We start from the raw sequence: 307 nt of genomic DNA, 5'->3' as shown, positions 1-307 counted from the left end.
GTCTTTCGACTCTTCTGAGCTGCAAGCATTTGAGAGACTCGAACATATCGTGATTCATTTCTTATTACGGAGAAATGAGACGACATGTCGTTTCAATTTTCAGCTTGTTCCGGATTTTTAAAGAGCATAATACTTCGCAGCATACCGTTGCCGGCGTGCTCTGAAGTATTTTTAGTAACGGTATGGTGGAGCTAAGCGGGATCGAACCGCTGACCTCCTGCGTGCAAGGCAGGCGCTCTCCCAGCTGAGCTATAGCCCCATACAGTTACTGCAGAGACCATCTACTACCAGGAGATACATTTTCACG

At 46.9% G+C, this 307-nt stretch carries 1 tRNA gene; it reads right to left on the bottom strand.

The window, feature by feature from the left end:
* Positions 1-183: 183 nt before the first annotated feature.
* Positions 184-259, bottom strand: a tRNA-Ala gene (locus N5923_RS00095).
* Positions 260-307 lie beyond the last annotated feature (48 nt).

The organism is Winslowiella arboricola, assembly GCF_025527015.1.
GTDB lineage: Bacteria > Pseudomonadota > Gammaproteobacteria > Enterobacterales > Enterobacteriaceae > Erwinia > Erwinia arboricola.
The sequence above is the reverse complement of the archived record's forward strand: the minus strand, read 5'-3'. Positions and strand labels throughout refer to the sequence as shown.